Source organism: Bradyrhizobium sp. SZCCT0231, assembly GCF_018130245.1.
Classification (GTDB): Bacteria; Pseudomonadota; Alphaproteobacteria; order Rhizobiales; family Xanthobacteraceae; genus Bradyrhizobium; species Bradyrhizobium japonicum_F.
This window is the reverse complement of record NZ_JAFCKP010000007.1, coordinates 1-19,574: the sequence shown is the minus strand read 5'-3', so window position 1 is coordinate 19,574 and position 19,574 is coordinate 1. Positions and strand designations below refer to the sequence as shown.

General features: G+C 65.5%; 12 protein-coding genes. 8 read left to right on the top strand and 4 right to left on the bottom strand.

Annotated elements, in window-relative coordinates:
- Nucleotides 1–2: 2 nt before the first annotated feature.
- Nucleotides 3–1,106, bottom strand: coding sequence for a glycosyltransferase (locus tag JQ566_RS18245; RefSeq protein ID WP_212374157.1), 1,104 nt, complete (start codon nt 1,104–1,106; stop codon nt 3–5).
- A 244-nt stretch (nt 1,107–1,350) separates the two neighbouring features.
- Here JQ566_RS18245 and JQ566_RS18240 point away from each other — a divergent pair, with 244 nt between their 5' ends.
- A complete protein-coding gene (locus JQ566_RS18240; RefSeq protein WP_212374155.1) occupies nt 1,351–2,343 on the top strand; it encodes a glycosyltransferase in 993 nt (330 codons plus the stop codon).
- 9 nt (nt 2,344–2,352) lie between these two features.
- On the opposite strand, the gene JQ566_RS18235 is transcribed toward JQ566_RS18240, so the two are convergent.
- The gene (locus tag JQ566_RS18235) at nt 2,353–3,381 is read right to left on the bottom strand and encodes a glycosyltransferase family 2 protein (protein ID WP_212374153.1); all 1,029 of its coding nucleotides are present in this window, start codon (nt 3,379–3,381) and stop codon (nt 2,353–2,355) included.
- Nucleotides 3,382–3,704: 323 nt separating this feature from the next.
- Here JQ566_RS18235 and JQ566_RS18230 point away from each other — a divergent pair, with 323 nt between their 5' ends.
- From JQ566_RS18230 to JQ566_RS18210, 5 genes are all read left to right on the top strand, one after another.
- Nucleotides 3,705–4,505, top strand: a complete 801-nt coding sequence (locus tag JQ566_RS18230) for a class I SAM-dependent methyltransferase (RefSeq protein ID WP_212374152.1) — start codon at nt 3,705–3,707, stop codon at nt 4,503–4,505.
- 279 nt (nt 4,506–4,784) lie between these two features.
- Nucleotides 4,785–7,157 carry an exopolysaccharide transport family protein gene (locus JQ566_RS18225; RefSeq protein ID WP_212374150.1) on the top strand — a complete coding sequence of 791 codons (2,373 nt, stop codon included), beginning with the start codon at nt 4,785–4,787 and terminating at the stop codon, nt 7,155–7,157.
- Nucleotides 7,150–7,953, top strand: a complete 804-nt coding sequence (locus JQ566_RS18220; RefSeq protein ID WP_212374148.1) for a WecB/TagA/CpsF family glycosyltransferase — start codon at nt 7,150–7,152, stop codon at nt 7,951–7,953. Before JQ566_RS18225 ends, JQ566_RS18220 begins: the two co-directional genes overlap by 8 nt.
- A 19-nt stretch (nt 7,954–7,972) precedes the next feature.
- A complete protein-coding gene (gene galE, locus JQ566_RS18215; RefSeq protein ID WP_212374146.1) occupies nt 7,973–8,965 on the top strand; it encodes a UDP-glucose 4-epimerase GalE in 993 nt (330 codons plus the stop codon).
- 230 nt (nt 8,966–9,195) lie between these two features.
- Entirely contained in the window at nt 9,196–9,537 is a 342-nt protein-coding gene (locus tag JQ566_RS18210; protein ID WP_212374144.1) for a hypothetical protein, read from the top strand.
- On the opposite strand, the gene JQ566_RS18205 is transcribed toward JQ566_RS18210, so the two are convergent.
- Together JQ566_RS18205 and JQ566_RS18200 are read right to left on the bottom strand one after the other, a co-directional pair.
- Nucleotides 9,511–13,617, bottom strand: coding sequence for a bifunctional diguanylate cyclase/phosphodiesterase (locus tag JQ566_RS18205; protein WP_212374142.1), 4,107 nt, complete (start codon nt 13,615–13,617; stop codon nt 9,511–9,513). The two genes, JQ566_RS18210 and JQ566_RS18205, sit on opposite strands and share 27 nt — an antisense overlap.
- A gap of 339 nt (nt 13,618–13,956) precedes the next feature.
- The gene (locus JQ566_RS18200) at nt 13,957–14,412 is read right to left on the bottom strand and encodes an Lrp/AsnC family transcriptional regulator (protein WP_212374140.1); all 456 of its coding nucleotides are present in this window, start codon (nt 14,410–14,412) and stop codon (nt 13,957–13,959) included.
- A gap of 153 nt (nt 14,413–14,565) precedes the next feature.
- Here JQ566_RS18200 and JQ566_RS18195 point away from each other — a divergent pair, with 153 nt between their 5' ends.
- Both JQ566_RS18195 and iaaH read left to right on the top strand, forming a co-directional pair.
- Nucleotides 14,566–18,015, top strand: a complete 3,450-nt coding sequence (locus tag JQ566_RS18195) for an indolepyruvate ferredoxin oxidoreductase family protein (protein WP_212374139.1) — start codon at nt 14,566–14,568, stop codon at nt 18,013–18,015.
- 58 nt (nt 18,016–18,073) lie between these two features.
- Complete coding sequence (gene iaaH, locus JQ566_RS18190; RefSeq protein WP_212374137.1) at nt 18,074–19,492, top strand: indoleacetamide hydrolase; 1,419 nt, start codon at nt 18,074–18,076, stop codon at nt 19,490–19,492.
- Nucleotides 19,493–19,574 lie beyond the last annotated feature (82 nt).

Below are 19,574 nucleotides of genomic sequence, written 5' to 3'. Positions count from 1 at the left end.
GCTCAAGACATTTGGTGACGCCGATGAAGCTCCGCGTCCTGGCTCAACCCTTCTGAGCGTCCATCAACGGCCCTGCCGGAGGTCTGCGGCACCGCTGTCGGCCGCACGATGCTCCGCGCGATCTGATAATATTGCAGCGCCCGTTGCTCCAGCGTGAGATTGTCCAGGATGTAACCGCGCGGATCGAACTCGCCCGCGGCGCATCCGGCCCAGAAATTGTCCCAACCCGCCTCGAACCCCGCGATGTCGGTGAACTTGGCACCGCAGCGTTCGTCCCAATACGGCACCGACGATACCGGCGCGAACCTCACCCGGTGCGGATAATAATCGGGGTCGCGCCACGGCCCGCCCGGATCCCAGGCAAACACCGGCACGCCGCAAGCCAAGGCCTGCTGATAGGCGATGCCCTGGCTCTCGCTCTGGCACAGAAAGATCATCGCGCGCGAGACCGCCAGCGCGGCTCGATAATCTTCTTCCTTGTAGCTGCCATAGCGCAGCTCCGTGAACGAGCGACCTTCCTTGATGAGTCGGGCGCGAACGGGCTCGATCATCTCCGGCGCATAGCGCTCGCGGTCCCAGTGAACCTTGTCGTAGATCAGCACATCGACGGTCTTTTGCGCTTGAGCCGACGGCGCCCAGAGATCCGTGTCGATACCGACAGGCCAGGCTTCGGTATCGGGCCAATGCGGCCGATACATATCGACGTACCAGGGACCGGGCACCACGACCTTCTTCACCGGCAGACGCTTGAACAAATCGGGGTCGTCGAGCGGATGGTTGTGGGCGGCAACGCCGAGCAGGATCGGGTTCTTCCACGCGAACTTGTCGAGCAGGAAGGTGCGGCCGACGATGCAGGCGAGCTCATCGGGATGCTTGGCGATATGGCCGTAATCGTTGACGCGGTAGCGGATGCCGAGCCGGTCGAGCCCCGCACAGAGATTGAGGAACACGCGCAGCTGGCCGCTCATGCGCGGCTCGCCGAGCAGCAGCCGGCGGGCGATGCGCCGCAGATGCCGGTCGCCGGGAAACCAGCGGTCGTCCTTGTCCTCGTAAAAGAGGTTCAGGATCATCGCATCGGGGTCGTGTTCGAATGTCTTTGCGGGCACTGGATCCATCCGCGGCAGTCCGATGCGCATTCTCGCATGGGACCGGCTGCCGCACTCTTCGAAATCTGCCACAGGCTTAATGCCAGCGGCTTAACGCTATTCTACGAAACTCGCAGCCCGCGCGGCTCCGCGGCAATGATTTAACTGCAATGCGGGTATCATCCGCTGGCCTGCTCATGTTGCGATCGATCGCATCATCCATTCGACAGATGCGCCCTGGTTAACAGACTCTTAAAGGCGAGCCGTGGCTCAGATCACCGCCGAAGACGTTCTCGATTTGCCGGCCACCGCACGCCTCGTTCCGGCGGTACGCCAGCCGCTGCCGTCGAGCTCGACCTCGTCGGTGTCCGTCGTCATTCCCGCCAAGAACGCCGCAGCCTATGTCGGCGAAACTCTCGCCAGCGCACTGGCGCAACGCGAGGTGACCGAGGTGATCGTCGTGGACGACGGCTCGACCGACGAAACCGTTGCGATCGTCCGCCGCGTGCGTGACTCGCGGTTGCGCTTCATCCATAACGATTCCGCGGGTGTCTCGGCGGCGCGCAATCTCGGCGCCCGGCATGCGAACGGCGAGTGGCTGCTCTTCCTCGATGCCGACGACCGCCTGCGCCCGGGCGCTGTGGCGGCACTGCTCGCTGCAGCGCGCGGCGCGCCGCGCGCCGTTCTCGTCTATGGTGACTACAACACGATCGACAGCGAAGGCCGCCAGATCGGCCGGCGCAGCCTGCTGAAGGGGCGTCGGAAGCCGTCCGGAGACGTGCTGACCCGGCTCGCCGCCGGCAATTTCATCGTCAATGGCGGCATAGCGCTCGCACGCGCCGAAGCTTTCCGTGCCATCGGCGGCTTCGATACGTCCCTCAAATATTGCGAGGACTGGCATTGCTGGTGCCGCCTCGCTGCGATCGGCGAGTTCGAGTTCGCACCGGAGCTGCTGCTCGATTATCGTCTGCACACCGCCAACACCATGAACGCTGCGGTCCGGACGCCAAAGGACTTCTTCCCAGCCATCGCGCGGGTGTTCGACGACGGGCTGATCCTGTCGAGATTGCCCGAGCGCATGACAGCCGGGCTGCGCCTCGCCGCCGAGATCCATCTCGTCACCTACTCGGCAATGCAGGCAGTCCGCTTCGGCAGGTATCGCCAAGCGCTCGCTTATCTCGCGATGATCGGCCGGCGGTCGCTCAAATCGCTGCCACGCTCCGCGATCCGGGTCGCCCTCGCCCGTTTCGGCATCTAGTCCGCCGCATCAAGACACGATCTTCGAGGCCTCATAAGGCGTCGGCTCGAGGCCGAAGGCCGCCAGGGCGGCACCAAGCGCAACCATCACCGGATGCATCGCGACGACGGCCTTCGACGACGTCAACAAGGCTGCGGCGCGAACCAGCGACAGCGGTAGCCGTCCAAGCATCTGCGCAAATACCCGCGCCCGCGCCGCTGCGCTTCGCGCGGCCTTGTACTGCACACGATAATTGATCGCACCGATGCGTAGGCCGCGCTTTGCGATCCAGCCGAGGCTGGTGCGGTTGTGCGGCACGGTCTCGGTGATGACGGCCTCCGCCGTCCAGTGGAATAGCATGCCGGCGTCACAGCACCGCACGAAGAAATCACAATCGCCGCCGCCGAGAAAATTGAAGCGCAGGTCGAACGCGGGACGATCGAACCGTTCGAAGGCGGCACGCGTGATCAGGCAATTGCCGCAGCCGTAAATCAGCGGCACCGCACCGCTGTAATCGTAGGCGGGACAGAAGGCTGGATGACGCGAAAGCCAGGGCTTGCTGTCGTCGTCGAAGACCGGCAGCACCGGCCCGCCGACCACGTCGGCACCGGTCGCCTCCGCGGTGCGGACCATCAGTTCGAGCCAGTCGCTTGATGCGATCTCGTCGTCGTCGATCATCAGGAAACGGGTCGCGGCGGGAAACAGCCGCTGCGCCGTCTCAAATGCAGCATTGATCGCCTGGCAGTTCCCCTGCCGCTTCTCGATGAGGCAAACGCCCTGGAGCCTGCCCGCGGCCAGAAACTCTGCGGCAACCGGCGCGCTTTCGCGCCGCGCGGCATCGTTCTCGACCATGACGACGGCAAAGGAACGCGGGGTGCGCTGGTTCGCCAGCGATTCCAGCGTGAGCCGCAGGTGCTGCGGACGGCGGAAGCAGGGAATGCAGACGACGATGCCGACCGACAGGTCGATGACCGCAGAGCTCGCTACGATCTCCCGGTTGGGATCGCGCACGGCATCCGAGATGCGCGTGGCGGACAGGTCTGTCGGGATCAATGTCATGACGTTCTAGATGTCCGAGATATGTTGAAAAAGCCCTGCTTCGATCACGCGCCCCGCGACGACACATCGCCGCGGGACAGATGCGTCCCAAAATGGACGGCCGCCGAGCGGCACATCGCCGCCAAATCGACCGGGCGCGACACTGCAATTGGCGGTCCATGCACCGACGAGCCCCCAACATGGACAATGCCGTAGTTAATGCGCATGCGCATTAACCCGGCCGTAAGCACTGCGACCGGTGAGACGGCGCGGCACCGGATTTGCTCTTCGGGCAAGCGCGTTTTTTCCTGTAAATTTGAATAGAACAAGCGCGGTCAGAAAATATGAACAAGCCAGCCACGATCGATTTCGCAACAGCTACGGCGATCCCAATCCCTGCGGCCGCCACATATACCCAGGCGCTTCATGATCTCGTCCCCGGCGAAGCCCGCGACAGCCTGCTCGTGGTCCATGAGGTGCTGTGCCGCGAGCTGCCGCAGGACCGGCTCGCCATCTATGAAGCCGGCGGCGGCTCGTGCAGCGTTCTGCCGCCGGAATTGCTGAGCCGCAGCAAAGTCACCGTCGTCGACATCGACGAGGACCAGGTCCGCAACAACACCTACGCGGACGAGGCGATCCTCGGCGACGTCCAGACCTACCGCTTCGGCCGCGAGACCTTCGATCTCGTGATCTGCTACAACGTGATCGAGCATCTGCCGAACGTCGACGCCGCGCTCCTGAACTTCCGCGACGCGCTCAAGCGCGGCGGGATGATCCTGATCGGCGCGCCCAATCCGCGCTCGCTGTCCGGAGTCGTCACCAAATATTCGCCGCACTGGTTTCACGTCTGGTTCTACCGGCACGTCCGCGGCATCAAGGACGCCGGCCTGCCCGGCGAGCCGCCGTTCCCGACGTTCTTCCATCCGCTGGTGACACTGCCACGGCTCGAAGCATTCGCGGCCGCCAACGGCCTCGAGATGATCTATCGTCGTGAGGTCGAAAGTCCGCGCTATCCCGAGATGCGCCGGCGCAAGCCGCTGTTTGCGGCCCTGGTCGATGCCGGCGCCGCGGTGCTGAACGCCGTGCTGCCGCGCGGCACCGACGTCCGCCGCGGCGACTATCACGTGATCCTGCAGAAGCGCTGACAGCCATGCGCGCGCAGTTGATCGCACGACGAGCGATGCTTCGCGCGCCCGCTGCGCGCGGTAACGAACCGTTAATCTCTGGGGGATCTCGGCATCACGGCGACGCGGCGAAGAGCGGCATGCGCTTAAACGCTTTGTTTGCCATTTCGGTGAATAGTCCCTCAATGAGTATGGTTAATTTTCCCTGTTGCGTTGATTGGGTACCCATATCCCGGGTGCGTGGCGTAAAGCGAAGAGTAACCCCTCAGCCCGCGGCAGTTGGAATGAAAGCTGGGGATCATGCTTGACTATAACCAGCCGATCGATCGGGCCGGACCGGAGGCCTCGCAACGAAAGCCTCAAGCCGGCTTCAACGTGCTGGAGCTCGCCAATCTGCTCTGGCGGCGAAAGGTAGCGATCACCGCGGCCGCCCTGCTCGGCGCGACGCTCGCAGTCACCATCGGCAAGAGCGTGACGCCCCGCTACACCGCGACCGCTCAGCTCTATGTCGACCCGCGCGAGCTTCAGCTGGTCGATCGCGAGCTCACGCCCCGCGCGCAGGACGTCTCCGGCATGTCCATGGTGGTGGAGAGCCAGGCCCGCCTGATCACCTCCAACAGCGTACTGCTCCAGGTGATCCAGCAGGCCGGTCTCGACAAGGATCCGGAATTCGGCGGCGGCGAGGGCACGAGCCTGATGTCGTCGCTGCTCGGCCTGATCGGCCTGCAACCCCGCGCGCCTTCCGCCGCAGAGAAGAAGGAAGTGCAGCTCGCGGCGCTCGAGGCGCTGAACAGGCACATCACCGTCCGCAAGACCGAGAAGAGCTTCATCGTCGACATCGAGGTCTGGTCGACGGATCCCGCGAAAGCGGCGATGCTGGCCAACACGCTGACCAATGCCTACCTCGCCGAATCCCGCAACTCGCAGGCTTCGGCCGCACGGCGCGCGACCAGCGATCTGTCCGGCCGCCTGAAGGAGCTGCGCGACCGGCTGCGCAACGCCGAGACTGCGCTCGCCACCTACAAGGCCCAGAACAATTTCGTCGGCACCCAGGATGCGCTGATCAGCGACCAGCAGCTCTCCGCCAGCAACCAGCGGCTCTCGGCGGCCCGTGCGGCGACGATGGATGCGCAGGCGCGGCTCGACCAGATCGAGGCGAGCCGGCGCACCGCTGCCGATGCCGGTGCGATTCCGGAGGCGCTGCAATCGCCCACCATCGCCAATCTGCGCGCGCAATATGCCGACGCCCGCAAGAAATATGCGGAGCAAGCCGCCGAGCTCGGGCCGCGCCATCCGGCCCTGCGCCAGACCGAGAAGCAGGTCGAGGACCTCAAGCGTACCATCAACGAAGAGATCGACCGCTTCGCTCAGTCCGCCAAGAACGATCTGACGCGCGCCCGCGATTTTGAAGCCTCGCTCAACCGGGCGCTGGAAGCGCAGAAACGGCAGAGCGTCCAGCTCAGCCAGGCCGCCGTGCGCCTGCGCGAGCTCGAACGCGAAGCCGATGCCAGCCGCGACGTCTATCAATCCTTTCTCAAGCGCTCCCGCGAGACCGAGGAGCAGGAGAGCCTGAACACGTCGGCAGCCCGCGTCATCGGCGAGGCGACAGTGCCGCAGCGGCGCTCGTTCCCGCCGGCAATGAGCCTGTTCGCCATGATCGGCTTCATGTTCGGTGCGATCGCGGCGTCAAGCTGGTTCGTCGCGCTCGAGCTCCTGCTCACCGGCGCGACCGCACCGGCGCCGACGCCTGCCCGCCCACAGCGCACGCCGGCACCGGACGCAACGCGGGCTCCGCAGCGCGCGCGCCCTCCGGAGGCTTCGCCGCCTCAGCCGGCCTCGCGAGTTCCGGAAGTTGAGCAGATCCCGCCGGAGCTTGCCGCACCCCCGCTCCAGCCTGCGATGGTCGAAAAGCCTCCGATCGAAAAGCCGCTGATCGCACGCTTCCAGGAGGCCGACGTCATCCACACCCTCGGCGCCATACTCGCCACCGGCGGCGGCGTCGACCTCACACGGCTGGGTTGGCCGACGCTCCGCCCCGGCTTTCCCCTGACGACGCTGCTCAACGCCTGGCGCGACATGCGCGCCGCCGTGGCGCGGCGCGCCGGCGGCAAGGCGATGCCGGTCATTGCGCTCGTCGGTGCCGGCAAGACCACCGGGCGCAGCGTGACCGCGCTGAATTTCGCGCTGGCAGCCGCGCGCGACGGCGCCCGCGTGCTGATGATCGATACCGACCAACAGGCACGCGCGCTCTCGAACAAGGTCATCCGTCCCGGCAAGAGCGAACCGAGCAGGCTCGGCTGGCTCTCGATCGGCAGCAAGGACGCACGCGAGATCAAGACGGTCAACGGCATCTCGGTGCTGCCGGCCGGCGAGGGCGATGCCGGCAAGGCCGCTGAGGCGATCCGCAAGGCGATCGCGCAGGCCCGTTCCGCCGGCGGCTATGATCTCGTGATCCTCGACGGCCCGGCGATGCCGCTCTCGGCCGGCGGCCGCAAGCTGCTCGACGACATCGACTCGCTGGTGGCCGTGCTGCCGACCAGCCTCGACGTCAACGACAGCCTGGAAGAGATCCTGGCCGCGCTCGGCCCCGCCGAGCGCAAGCTCGTCGGCGTCGTGCTCGACGAGCTCACCCCAGCAATGCAAACGCGCCAGCGAGGCAGACAATATGCTTGAGCGCCGCGTCAACCTCGACGGACGGGCAGCAACCGCCGACGTGCCGCGGATCACCGTCGGCGGTCTTCGTATGGCCGCGCTCGACCTGGAAGCCACCGCCGATTTCATGATCGAAGCGACCGATCCCGACAATCGCATCGGCCGTCCGCTGTTCCTGACCTCGGCCAATGGCGAGGTGCTGGCGCGCTGCTCGACCGAGCCGCAGACCGAGCACCTATTCCGCGCCGCCGACCTGATCAACGCCGACGGTCAGCCGCTGGTCGCGGCCTCGAAGCTGCAATCCTGGTTCCCGCTGCCGGAGCGCGTTGCGACCACGGACCTGTTCCACGTCGTCGCGCGCAAGGCGGAAGCGGTCGGCCGCACGTTCTATATGTTCGGCGCAAGCGAGGCCGAGAACGCCGCTGCGGTCGAGAACGTCCAGAAGATGTATCCGCGCCTCAAGATCATCGGGCACAGCCACGGCTATCTCCGCGGCGAGGCGCTGCGTGCCAAGATCGAGGAGATCAACGCCCTGGCGCCGGACTATCTGTGGGTCGCGCTCGGCGTGCCCAACGAGCAGGCATTCGTGAAGGAATTTACGCCGCATCTGACCAATGTTGGCGTTATCAAGACATCCGGCGGCCTGTTCAACTTTTTGTCGGGGAGCCGTTCCCGCGCGCCGCAATGGATGCAGAAGATCGGACTCGAGTGGGCCTGGCGCACCTTGCTCGAGCCACGCCGCCTGCTCTGGCGCTATTTGACCACCAACCCCCGCGCGCTCTATCTTCTCTTCAGCCGCAACCGCCCCCTCCGCTAAGAGAAGAGCAGAAGACGACATGACCGAACGACCGACCGTCCTCGTCACCGGGGGCGCGGGCTATATTGGCTCGCATGCCTGCCGCGCACTGACCGCCGCCGGCTATCAGGCCGTCGTTTATGACAATCTCTCGACAGGTCATCGCAGCTTCGTCGCCGGCCCGCTGGTGACCGGCGATCTGCTCGACGGCGCGGCGCTGGCGCGCGCCTTCGCCGACCACAAGATCACCGCGGTGATGCATTTCGCGGCGGCGAGCCTCGTCGGGGAGTCCATGACCGACCCGCAGAAATACTACATCAACAACGTGCAAGGCACGCTGTCGCTGTTGCAGGCCATGCGCAACGCGGGCTGCAATCGTATCGTGTTCTCCTCGACCGGCGCCGTCTATGGCAATGCCGATTCCAAGGAGCTGCCGGAAGACTTTCCCTGCGCGCCGATCAATCCGTACGGCGCATCGAAGTTGATGATCGAGCGCATGCTGGTCGACTACCGCACGGCCTATGGCTTCGGCGCGTTCTGCCTGCGCTATTTCAATGCCAGCGGCGCCGATCCGGCCGGCGGCATCGGCGAGCTGCGCGACAACGAAACCCATCTCATTCCGCGCGCGATGATGGCGCTGCAGGGCCATGTCGACTTCGCGGTGTTCGGCGACGACTACGACACGCCCGACGGCACCGCGATCCGCGACTACATCCACGTCACGGACCTCGCGGCGGCGCATGTCGCGGCCCTGAGGCTTCTGGAGCAAGGGCATGCCGGCGGCAGCTTCAACCTCGGCACCGGTTCCGGCTTTTCCGTGCGCGAGATCCTCGACGCCATCAGGCAGGAGACCGGACGCGAGGTGCCGCACACCGTCAAGCCGCGCCGCGCCGGCGATCCCACCTATCTGGTCGCCGATCCCTCTGCTGCGCGCAAGGTGCTGAACTTCGTGCCGCGTCACTCCGACCTGCCCACGATCATCCGCACGGCCTGGGCCTGGCACCAGAAGGCGCATCCGTTCAGGTCGCGTTAGGCAACCGTAACATCCGTACCTTGCCTGCCGTGCCTTCAAACGGCTAGAATGAATATTCGCTGCCGCCGTTGGCGCATTGCCGACGGCCGCATTTTCCGGCATTGCCGACGACGATGTCGGCATGCGGGGCTCGGCCAAGTTGCGCGAGCCGATTTTTCCGAGCGTCCAAGGCCACGATCAATCCGCGCGTCGGCCTGTCATCAGGCGCGGATTCTGGGAGCATCGACCACATGCATCAGGCTGCACGCCTGGAATTCGAGCGCGTGATGGACGAGTTCGTCCGCTGGCATGTCGTGCCGGAGAACGAGCGCTCGCCTGCGCCCGCCTGGTGGTGGGGGCCAGCCATGGCCGTGGTCGACGACCAGGAGCCGATGAGCGAAACATGCTGCCGTGCGTTGAATGTGAGCGCGGGGGCGAGCTTCGCCGAGGGCGCGCGCAGCATTCTCGCGCTGTTCACCGAGCAGACGTCACTGACGGCGCCTCAGGACTTTCCGAGCAAGGCCGACGGGCGAGAATACGAGGTCCGCGAGCTGCACCCGCAGCCGTCAGACGACAGCGCGTTTCAGGCGTGACGCTGCGCCTCCCTCGGCCGGTTCCGGCTGGAGCGGCGGCGCGACGGGCAGCACCATCGGCCGCAGCAGCTCGGCCATCTGCTGCGCCGGCAGCGGCTTGGAGATGAGGAAGCCCTGCATCTCGTCGCAGCCATGGGTCCGCAGGAACGCCTCCTGCTCGGCATTCTCGACGCCTTCGGCGACGACGGTCATGCCGAGTGCCTTGCCCATGCTGATGATCGCCTGCGCGATCGCCTGATCCTCCGAATCCTGCGGCAGGTCGCGCACGAAGGAGCGGTCGATCTTGATAGTGTCGATCGGAAAGTGCTTCATCAGCGACATCGACGAATAGCCGGTGCCGAAATCGTCAATGGCGAGACGGATGCCGCGGCTCTGGATGGAGTCGAGCACCTTGAGCGCGCGGCCGACATTGCGCATCATCATGCTCTCGGTGACCTCGAGCTGGAGCAGCACCGGCGACATGCCGGAGGCCGCCAGCGCCTCGTCGACGTCCTGCAACAGATGGTCGTCGACAAACTGCCGCGGCGACAGGTTGACCGCCATCGACAGCGGCAGCAGGCCGCGGCGCTGCCAGGCCATGGCCTGCGCGCAGGCCTCGTTCAGCACCCAGCGGCCGATAGGCACGATCAGCCCGGTTTCCTCCGCAAGCGGAATGAACTGTGCCGGCGAGACGTTGCCGAGATCGGGATGCGCCCAGCGCAACAGCGCTTCGACGCCCGTGATCTGACCGGTCTCCATGTCCACCTTGGGCTGGTAGTTCAGCGAGAACTGCTCGCGCTCCAGCGCGCGGCGCAGCGCGCTCTCGAGCGACAGCCGCTCGATCGACTGCGTCTTCACCTCCTTGGAGAAGAAGCGATAGCCGTTCTTGCCGTCCTCCTTGGCGAGATACATCGCCATGTCGGCGTTCTTGGTCAGCGTCTGCGCGTCGGAGCCGTTGGCCGGATACATCGCGATGCCGATCGACGCCGTGGTATGGCACTCGTGGCCGGCCAGCTCGGTGGGCTCGGCAAGCGCGGCGAGCAGCTCGGTCGCGATGCGCTGGACGTCCTCGATCTCGCCGCACTGGTCGAGGATCACCACGAACTCGTCGCCGCCGAGGCGCGCCACCACGTCGCTCGCCCGCAATGAGCCGCGCAAGCGATTCGCCACTTCGAGGAGGAGCAGGTCGCCGGCCTCGTGACCCAGCGAATCGTTGATGACCTTGAAGCGGTCGAGATCGATGAACAGCACTGAAAAGCGATGATCGTGGCGCTGCGCAGCGTCGATCGCCTCGCGCAACAGCCCGTTGAAGGTCTCGCGGTTCGGCAGGTCGGTCAGGCTGTCATGCGAGGCGAGGTATTCGATGCGTTCGTCGGCCTTGTTCTTCTCGTCGGCGCGATCGAAATTCTCCGTTGCGAAGGACACGTTGTCGGCGAGGCGCTGCAACAGCTCGACGAATTCGGGCGTGAAGGTCGCCGGTTCGGTCGACATGTAGATCATGACGCCGACGGCCTGATCGTGCGCGATGAGCGGAAACGCGGCGCCCGATCGCGCGCCGTCCCCGCGCACGATGGGGTGGAAGACACGGACGCGGTCGTCGTTGAGATAGTCGTTGCTGATGCAGGGCTGGCGCGTCCGGAACGCCGTGCCGCTCATGCCGCGACCTTCGGGCCGCTCGGGATCGATGGAGAGACGGACGTTGCGCGTGGTGTCGGCGGACGGACCGGCGGCGGCGACGATCTCGAGCCGGTCCGTGCCGGGTCTGGCCAGCGCAATCGTGGTCGAGGTGAACTTGGCGCCGTTCGATGCCGCAAGGCAGACGAGGTCGAACAGCTCGGCGCGCGACTTCGCCCGCATGATCGCCTCGTTGGTGGCGCTCAGCGCCGCGAACATGCGCGTCAGGCGCTCCTTCTGCGCTTCGGTGCGGACCTTCTCCTCGGCGCGATCGAAATTGTCGAGTGCAAAGGAGACATTCTCGGCGAGGCGTCCGAGCAACTCGACCAGATCTGGCGTGAACGTGTTCTCTTCGGGCGCAAGAAAAAGCAGGATGCCGACCGGCTCCTGGCCTGCTTTCAGGAGCGGGAAGCTGGCCGCTGCCCGCGTTCCATCCTCGATCGCCTTCGCCCGCCAGTAGGCCGAACGCGGCTCGTTCAGATAGTCGTTCATGACACTGGGCCGGCGCGTCCGCAGCGAGGTGCCGATGATGCCCTGGCCCTCGGGATGGCCGGCGGAGATGATGCAGGTACGTCCAGTCATGCGCTCCTGCAGGCGCCCCTTGACCGCAACGACGCGAACGAGCTCGCGTGCTTCATCGATGATGCCGATCGTCGCCGAGGCGAACAGGTCGCCGAGCACGGCCGCCTGGCATGCCGCCTCGAACAACTCCTCGCGCGTCTTGGCGCGCATGATGGCTTCATTGGTTGCGCTTAGCGCCTCGAACATGCCGCCGAGGCGATTGCGCTGCTTGTCCGCTCGCGCCTTCTCGTCGGCGCGGTCGAAACTTTCGAGCGCGAAGGCGACGTTGGCTTGAAGCTTGCGCAGCAACTCGACGAGTTCGGGCGTGAAGGTGCCGCACTCCAGGGAGTTGAACAGGAATACGCCCTCCACGCGGTCACCGTTGAACAGCGGCAGCGCGGCAGAGGACGCGATGCCGTTGCGATGGGCGCTGGCGTGCCAGGGCGCGATGCGATCGTCGGCGAGCACGTCGTTGCTGACAGCGGGTTGACGTGTGCGGAACGCGGTGCCGGTCAGCCCGCGCCCCTCGGGCACCTGGTCGGAGGTGGAGAACTTGAAGTTGCGCACCTGGTCGGCATTCGGTCCATAGCTGGCGGCCACGCGCAGCAGTTCGGCGCGCTGATCGGCCAGCGCGATGGTGGCCGAGGTGAACTTGGCTCCCTTCGCCGTCGCCTCGCAGACGAGGTCGAACAGCTCGGACCGCGACCGTGCCCGCAGGATCGCCTCGTTGGTGGCGCTGAGCGCGGCATACATGCGCGCCAGGCACTCTTCTTCCGCGGCGATCCGGGCTTTCTCCGCCTCGCGGCCGAAATTCTCGATCGCGAACGAAACGTTCTCGGCCATGCGGAGCAGCAGCGCGACGATCTCCTCGTCCTTGGCCCAGGACCGGCTGATGAAGAACATGAGCACGCCAACGCTTTCGCCGCGCTTGATCAGCGGCGCGACCACGCAGGCGACGACGCCGGTATTGACGTTGGCCTGCTCCCAGGGCGAGCCCTTGGTTCGGCTGGCGAGATCGTCCTCGACGATGGCTTTCTGGGTCCGGAACACCTCGCCGGAGATGCCCCTGCCGTAGGGATTCTCCGGGTCGACCGAATAGCGCGCCTGGGTGACGAGCTCGAGGTTCTGCCCGGTGGCGGCGACCGGCTTCATCCAGTGCGAATCCGGCTCGCGGAGCAGCACGATGGTCGCCAGCGACTTGCCGCTGTGCACGGAAGCGTCGCAGACGAGCTGGTACAGCTCCTGCTCGGTCTTGGCGCGCAGGATCGCTTCGTTGGTGGCGCTGATGGCGCCGAACATGCGGTTGAGCCGCCGTGTCGCCCGTTCGCTGGTCTGCCGCGCGGTCTCGCGCGCGAAATTGTCCAGCGCGTAGGAAATGTTCGCCGACATGCGCTCGAACAGCGACACCATCTGCTCGTTGAGCGAGTTGGCCTCGCTCCGCGTCACGTACAATACGCCGACGCTCTTGCCGTTGCAGAGCAGCGGCAGCGCCGCGGCCGCACCGATCTGGGCCTTGGCGGCGCCTTCTCGCCACGCCAGCGAGCGCGGATCGTTCAGATAGTCGTTGCTGATGCACAGCTTCTGATCGCGAAACGCCTCGCCGCCGACGCCAGATCCTTCCGTCGTGCCGGCTTCCGTCGTGATCACAATCGAGCGGAGCCGCGGAATGTCATCGCCGCAGCCGGCCGCGAAGCGCAGCCGCCGGCCGTCCGGCTCGACCAGGAACACGGCAACGGCCAGAAAGTCCCCGCTCGAGAATCCGGCGGCGCAGACCTTCTGGTACAGCTCGTCCGGCGATCTCGCGTAGAGGATCGCTTCATTGATGGCGCTCAACGCCGCAAAGGTGCGCGCGAGTGTCGTCGGCACGATCTCAGCTCCCGGGCATTTCTGCCTATTTATCCCGGTGCCTTTATGAACGGCGATCGCCTAAACGGTCGTTATTACGCAGTGCAAACCGTCGATCAAAGTGAACGAGCAGCGAACGAGCAGCACAAAACTCCCGGAAATACCGCCGCGCGGCCGAACCGCCAACGAATGGCATGTTCCGTTTACCAATTTGCAGCCCTGAGTTGGTTTACGGGAGATTGATATCGCTCTGCCGCCGGGTGGGCAAAGCGAGCCAACCGACCTTCGCAAATCGAGGCGAGATGGTGGGCACGGCGCAAGTGCGCCTTTGCCCACCCTACGAGACCTACGAGACCTCGTTCAAAACGGCAGCGCCACGCTGGTCTTGATCTCCTTCAGCACCACGTTGCTGCGGACGTAGCGGATGCCGGGAATGCGGAACATGAACTCGTCGAGGAAGCGGTTATAGGCGGCCATGTCCTGCACGACGACGCGCAAGTGGTAGTCGGCATCGCCCGTGGTCGCGAAACATTCCAGCACCTCGCGGCGCCTGGTCACCCGCGTCACGAACTCGTCCACGAACTTCGCATCATGCCGCTCCAGCGAGACGTGGAGAATGGCGGACATCGCAAAGCCCGCCTGCTCGCGCGCGACCAGCGCCGCATAGCCCTGGATGACGCCGCTCTCTTCCAGAGCCCGCACCCGGCGCCAGCAGGCCGAGGTGGACATGCCGACCTCGTCCGCAAGCTGCTGGTTGGTCGCACGGCCGTCCTTCTGGAGGTGGGCGAGAATGCGCGTGTCCTGCTCTTCGATCATGGAAGCCCCCAATCCGATAAAGACCTACCAGAAATGGTCACGAAGCGCAAAATTCTACCGAAATGACGCTCAGATCGAGATGAATAGGTAAGACCTTCCAGCCTCCCAGGCATAACCTTCCATCGCTGGGCAGGATGCCGCGCGAGGTCCGCCATGGACGCCATTCCGTCACTCGACACGTACGATCTCTCCGACCGCTATGACCGCGAGGAGGGCCGCGTCTTCCTCACGGGCACGCAGGCCATCGTCCGCATCGCGCTCGATCAGGCCAAGCGCGACCGCGCGAACGGACTCAACACCGCGGGTTTCATCTCCGGCTATCGCGGCTCGCCGCTCGGCGGCGTCGACCTCGAACTATGGCGCATCCAGGAACGCCTCAAGCAAGACCGCATCGAATTCCTCCCCGCAGTGAACGAGGACCTCGCCGCGACCGCAGTGCTGGGCTCGCAGCAAGTCGAGACGCAAGGAGATCGCGAGGTCGATGGCGTGTTCGGCCTCTGGTACGGCAAGGGCCCGGGCGTCGACCGCTCCGGCGATGCGCTCAAGCATGGCAACGCCTATGGCTCCTCACCGCATGGCGGTGTGCTGGTGGTCGCCGGCGACGACCATGGCTGCGTCTCCTCCTCGATGCCGCACCAGTCCGACGTCGCCTTCATGAGCTGGTTCATGCCGACGCTGCATCCGGCCGACGTCGGCGAATATCTGGCATTCGGCGAATATGGCTACGCGCTGAGCCGCTTCTCCGGCATGTGGGTCGGCTTCAAGGCGATCTCCGAGATCGTGGAATCAGGCGCATCCGTCGCGCTGCGCGCGCCGCGCCTCTTCCGCACGCCCGACTTCACGCCGCCGCCGGGCGGCCTGCACTATCGCTGGCCCGACTTGCCGGGCCCGCAGATCGAGGAGCGGCTCGAGGCGAAGAAGCACGCGGTCTACGCCTTCGCCAAAGCCAACCCGATCGACCGCCACATCTACGATATCCCGGGCGCCACCTACGGCATCGTCACGACAGGCAAGGCGCATCTCGACTTGATGGAAGCGCTGCGGCTGATGGGCCTCGATGAAGCGGCCTGTCGCAGCATCGGCATCGACGTCTACAAGGTCGGCATGGTCTGGCCGCTGGCGCTGCATGACGCCATGGATTTCGTGAAAGGCAAGCGCGAGATCCTCGTGGTCGAGGAGAAGCGCGGCATCATCGAGAGCCAGTTCAAGGAATACTTTTACGACTATCCCGGCAGCAAGCCCGAGCGCATGGTCGGCAAGCACGACGAAACCGGTGCACGGCTGATCTCCTGGATCGGCGAATTGTCGCCGCGCGCACTCGCGAGCGTGCTCGCGCGGCGGCTCGATCCGATGTTTCCCGGGCTCAATCTCGCCGCTCGCGCCGCCGCCTTGATGCCGGAGGCCGCGCGCACGATCAACGTCCCGGGCGCAACGCGCACACCCTATTTCTGCTCGGGATGTCCGCACAACATTTCGACGAAAGTGCCCGAGGGATCGAAGGCACTGGCCGGCATCGGCTGCCACTTCATGGCGAGCTGGATGGACCGGGAGACCTCGTCGCTGATCCAGATGGGCGGCGAGGGCGTAAACTGGGCGGCATCGTCGCGGTTCACCGGCCACAAGCACGTGTTCCAGAATCTCGGCGAAGGCACCTATTATCACTCGGGCTCGATGGCGATCCGGCAGGCGATCGCGGCAGGCGCCAACATCACCTACAAGATCCTGTTCAACGATGCCGTGGCGATGACCGGCGGCCAGCCGGTCGACGGCCCCGTCAGCGTCCATGCCATCGCCCACAGCGTCCGCGCCGAAGGCGTGGCACGCATCGCACTCGTCTCGGACGATCCCGCGCATTTCAGCCCGGCGGACCTGCCTAGCGGCGTGACCATTCATCCCCGCGAGGAAATGGACACCGTGCAGCGTGAGCTGCGTGACGTTTCCGGCGTCTCGGTGCTGATCTATCAGCAGACCTGCGCCACCGAGAAGCGGCGCCGCCGCAAGCGCGGCCAGCTGGCCGATCCCAAGCGCTTTGCCTACATCAACGATCTCGTCTGCGAGGGCTGCGGCGACTGCTCGGTCGAATCCAACTGTCTCAGCGTCGAGCCGAGGGAGACGCCATTCGGCCGCAAGCGGCAGATCAACCTGTCGGCCTGCAACAAGGACTTTTCCTGTCTCAACGGATTCTGCCCGAGCTTCGTCACGGTCGAAGGCGCCACCCGGCGAAAGAAAAGTGCCAACCAGATCGACGCGGCCGGCCGCGCCGCCACGCTTCCGTTGCCCGCACCCGCCACACTTGATCGGCCCCATGACCTGCTGGTGACCGGCGTCGGCGGCACCGGCGTGATCACGGTCGGCGCGCTGATCGGCATGGCTGCGCATCTCGAACGTCGCGGCGTCTCGGTGCTCGACTTCACCGGCTTTGCGCAAAAATTTGGGCCCGTGCTTAGCTATATCCGCCTCGCCGCGAGTCCTGAAGCGCTGCACCAGGTCCGCATCGACCAGGGCGCGGCGGATGCACTGATCGGCTGCGACCTCGTCGTCAGCTCCTCGCCAAAGGCCTCAGGCACTTATCGCCGCGGCACGCGTGCCGCCGTCAACACCGCGGAGATGCCGACCGGCGACGTCGTCCGCTTCCGCGACGCCGATCTCGCTTCGCCAGCCCGCTTGCGCGCAATCCGTCAGGTGATCGGCAATGACAATCTCGACACGATCAACGCCAATGCGCTGGCCGAGCGCCTGCTCGGCGATGCCGTCTACGCCAACATCATCATGCTGGGTTTTGCCTGGCAGCACGGCCTCATCCCTGTCTCGCTGTCAGCGCTGCTGCGCGCGATCGAGCTCAACGGCGTCGCGGTCGACCGCAACAAGCAGGCCTTTGCCTGGGGCCGGATCGCGGCGGCCGATCCGGGCTTTCTGCCGAAGGCGGACGATGCACTGGAAGCTGAGACGCTCGACCAGCTCATCGCCCGGCGCGCTGAGTTCCTCACGGCCTATCAGAATGAAGCCTATGCGGCACGTTACCGGGCGATCGTCGCAGGAGTCCGCAATGCCGAAGCCGGCCTGAACAGCGAGGCGCTAACCGAGGCCGTCGCCCGCGCGCTGTTCAAGCTGATGGCCTACAAGGACGAGTACGAGGTGGCGCGCCTGCACATGAGAAACGGCTTCCTCGACGAATTGAAGCGCGAATTCGAGGACGGCTTCAGCGTCCAGTATCACCTCGCCCCGCCGTTCCTCTCGTCACGACGCGACGCCCGGGGCCGGCCGCGCAAGCGCGCCTTCGGCCCGTGGATCCAGATGCCGCTCACCCTGCTCTCACGATTGAAGGGTTTGCGCGGGACGCCGTTCGATCTATTTGGCTACACCGCAGAACGGCGCGCCGAACGGGAGCTGATCGCCTGGTATGTAGGGCTGATCGAACGGATGCTCCGGGAGCTCGACGCGACGCATCTGCCAAATCTCGTGGCGATTGCCAAAGGCCCAATGGATATTCGCGGCTACGGGCCGGTGAAAGATGCCGCGATCGTGAAGGTGAAGGGCGAGGTCGAACGGCAATTCGCTGAGCTCGACACGCCATCACCGGCCGGGATGCGCGCTTACGGTTGACGCGGCGCTCGTGAGGCTTCAGCTTCCGGATTGGACCCCTGCAATCGGGTGATGCATCATGGATTTCGACCAGTTGACACTGACCGAGGCCGCCGCCGGCCTCAGCGCCGGGACAATCACAAGCGCCGCGCTCACCCGGGAAGCCCTGGCCCGCGCCAAGGCCAACGCCGAGCTCAATGCCTTCGTCACGCTGGACGAAGTCGGTGCCTTGAAGGCCGCCGCGGCGTTCGACGCGACGGGTGACAAGACAAAACCGCTCGGCGGCGTTCCGATCGTGATCAAGGACAATATCGAGGTGGCCGGTCTGCCCTGCAGCGCCGGCACCCCCGCGCTGAAGAACTACATTCCGAAGGCCGATGCGCCTGTTGTGGCAAAGCTGCGCGACGCCGGAGCGATCATCATCGGCAAGACCAGCATGCACGAGCTGGCCTTCGGCATCTCCGGCTACAACACCGCATTCAAGACCGGCAGCGAGTTCGGCGTGCGCAACGCCTATGATCGCGCCTTGATCGCCGGCGGCTCCTCGTCAGGTACGGGCGCGGCGATCGGCGCACGGATCGTCGCCGGCGGGCTCGGCACCGACACCGGGGGATCGGTGCGGGTGCCTGCCGCCCTGAACGGATGCGCCTCGCTGCGCCCGACCGTCGGCCGCTATCCGCAGGACGGCATCGCGCCGATCTCGCACACCCGCGATACCGCCGGCCCGATGGCCGCGACGATGGCGGATGTCGCGCTGCTCGATCGCGTGATCGCGGGCGGCGACGCGATTGCGGCGGCTGATCTGAGGCAGGTACGGATCGGCATCGTGAAATCGATGCTGATCAATCTCGACGCCGACACCGACGCCGCATTCCAGGAAGCCGTGGCGAAAATGAAGGCGCAAGGCGTCACGGTCGTCGAGATCGAGATGCCGCAACTCGCCGAGCTCGACGGCCAGGTCAGCTTTCCCGTCGCGCTGTACGAGGCCTATGACGATCTGGTCGCCTATCTCAAGCACACCGGCACCGGCCTCACCATCGAGACCGTGGCGGAGGAGATCGCCAGCGCCGATGTGAAGGGCACCTATGATGGCCTGGTGATCCCGCGCAAGCTGCCGGCTCCCGATGGTACGCTGGTGGACGCCAAGCCGATCTACGACGCCGCGATCAAGACCGCACGGCCGGCGCTCCAGGCGCTGTACGCCAAGAGCTTTGCCGGCAACCGGCTCGATGCGATCGCCTTTCCGACCACGCCGCGCGTGGCAATTCCCTCCAATCCGGAGTCCAGCAGCCTCGAGAATTTCGGCCTGTTCATCCAGAACACCGATCCCGGCAGCAATGCCGGCATTCCCGGGATCCAGATCCCGATCGCGCTTGGCGCCAGCAGCCAATTGCCGATCGGGCTCGAACTGGATGGCCCCGCGGGCAGTGATCGCCGCCTGCTCGCGATCGGAATGGCGCTCGACAGCGTGTTTGGACGATTACCGCCGCCACGCTGACGGAATCGTAGATTCCATGGGCGGTGAGCGTGGCCTTTCCGATAGGTTTGGGTTTCCACACTCGAACCCACGGAGAGTCAGA

Excerpts from the sequence above, each read along its gene's own strand:
- JQ566_RS18235 (WP_212374153.1), bottom strand. The coding sequence starts at position 3,381 with ATGACATTGATCCCGACAGACCTGTCCGCCACGCGCATCTCGGATGCC.
- JQ566_RS18230 (WP_212374152.1), top strand. The coding sequence starts at position 3,705 with ATGAACAAGCCAGCCACGATCGATTTCGCAACAGCTACGGCGATCCCA.
- JQ566_RS18225 (WP_212374150.1), top strand. The coding sequence starts at position 4,785 with ATGCTTGACTATAACCAGCCGATCGATCGGGCCGGACCGGAGGCCTCG.
- JQ566_RS18220 (WP_212374148.1), top strand. The coding sequence starts at position 7,150 with ATGCTTGAGCGCCGCGTCAACCTCGACGGACGGGCAGCAACCGCCGAC.
- galE (WP_212374146.1), top strand. The coding sequence starts at position 7,973 with ATGACCGAACGACCGACCGTCCTCGTCACCGGGGGCGCGGGCTATATT.
- JQ566_RS18210 (WP_212374144.1), top strand. The coding sequence starts at position 9,196 with ATGCATCAGGCTGCACGCCTGGAATTCGAGCGCGTGATGGACGAGTTC.
- JQ566_RS18200 (WP_212374140.1), bottom strand. The coding sequence starts at position 14,412 with ATGATCGAAGAGCAGGACACGCGCATTCTCGCCCACCTCCAGAAGGAC.
- JQ566_RS18195 (WP_212374139.1), top strand. The coding sequence starts at position 14,566 with ATGGACGCCATTCCGTCACTCGACACGTACGATCTCTCCGACCGCTAT.
- iaaH (WP_212374137.1), top strand. The coding sequence starts at position 18,074 with ATGGATTTCGACCAGTTGACACTGACCGAGGCCGCCGCCGGCCTCAGC.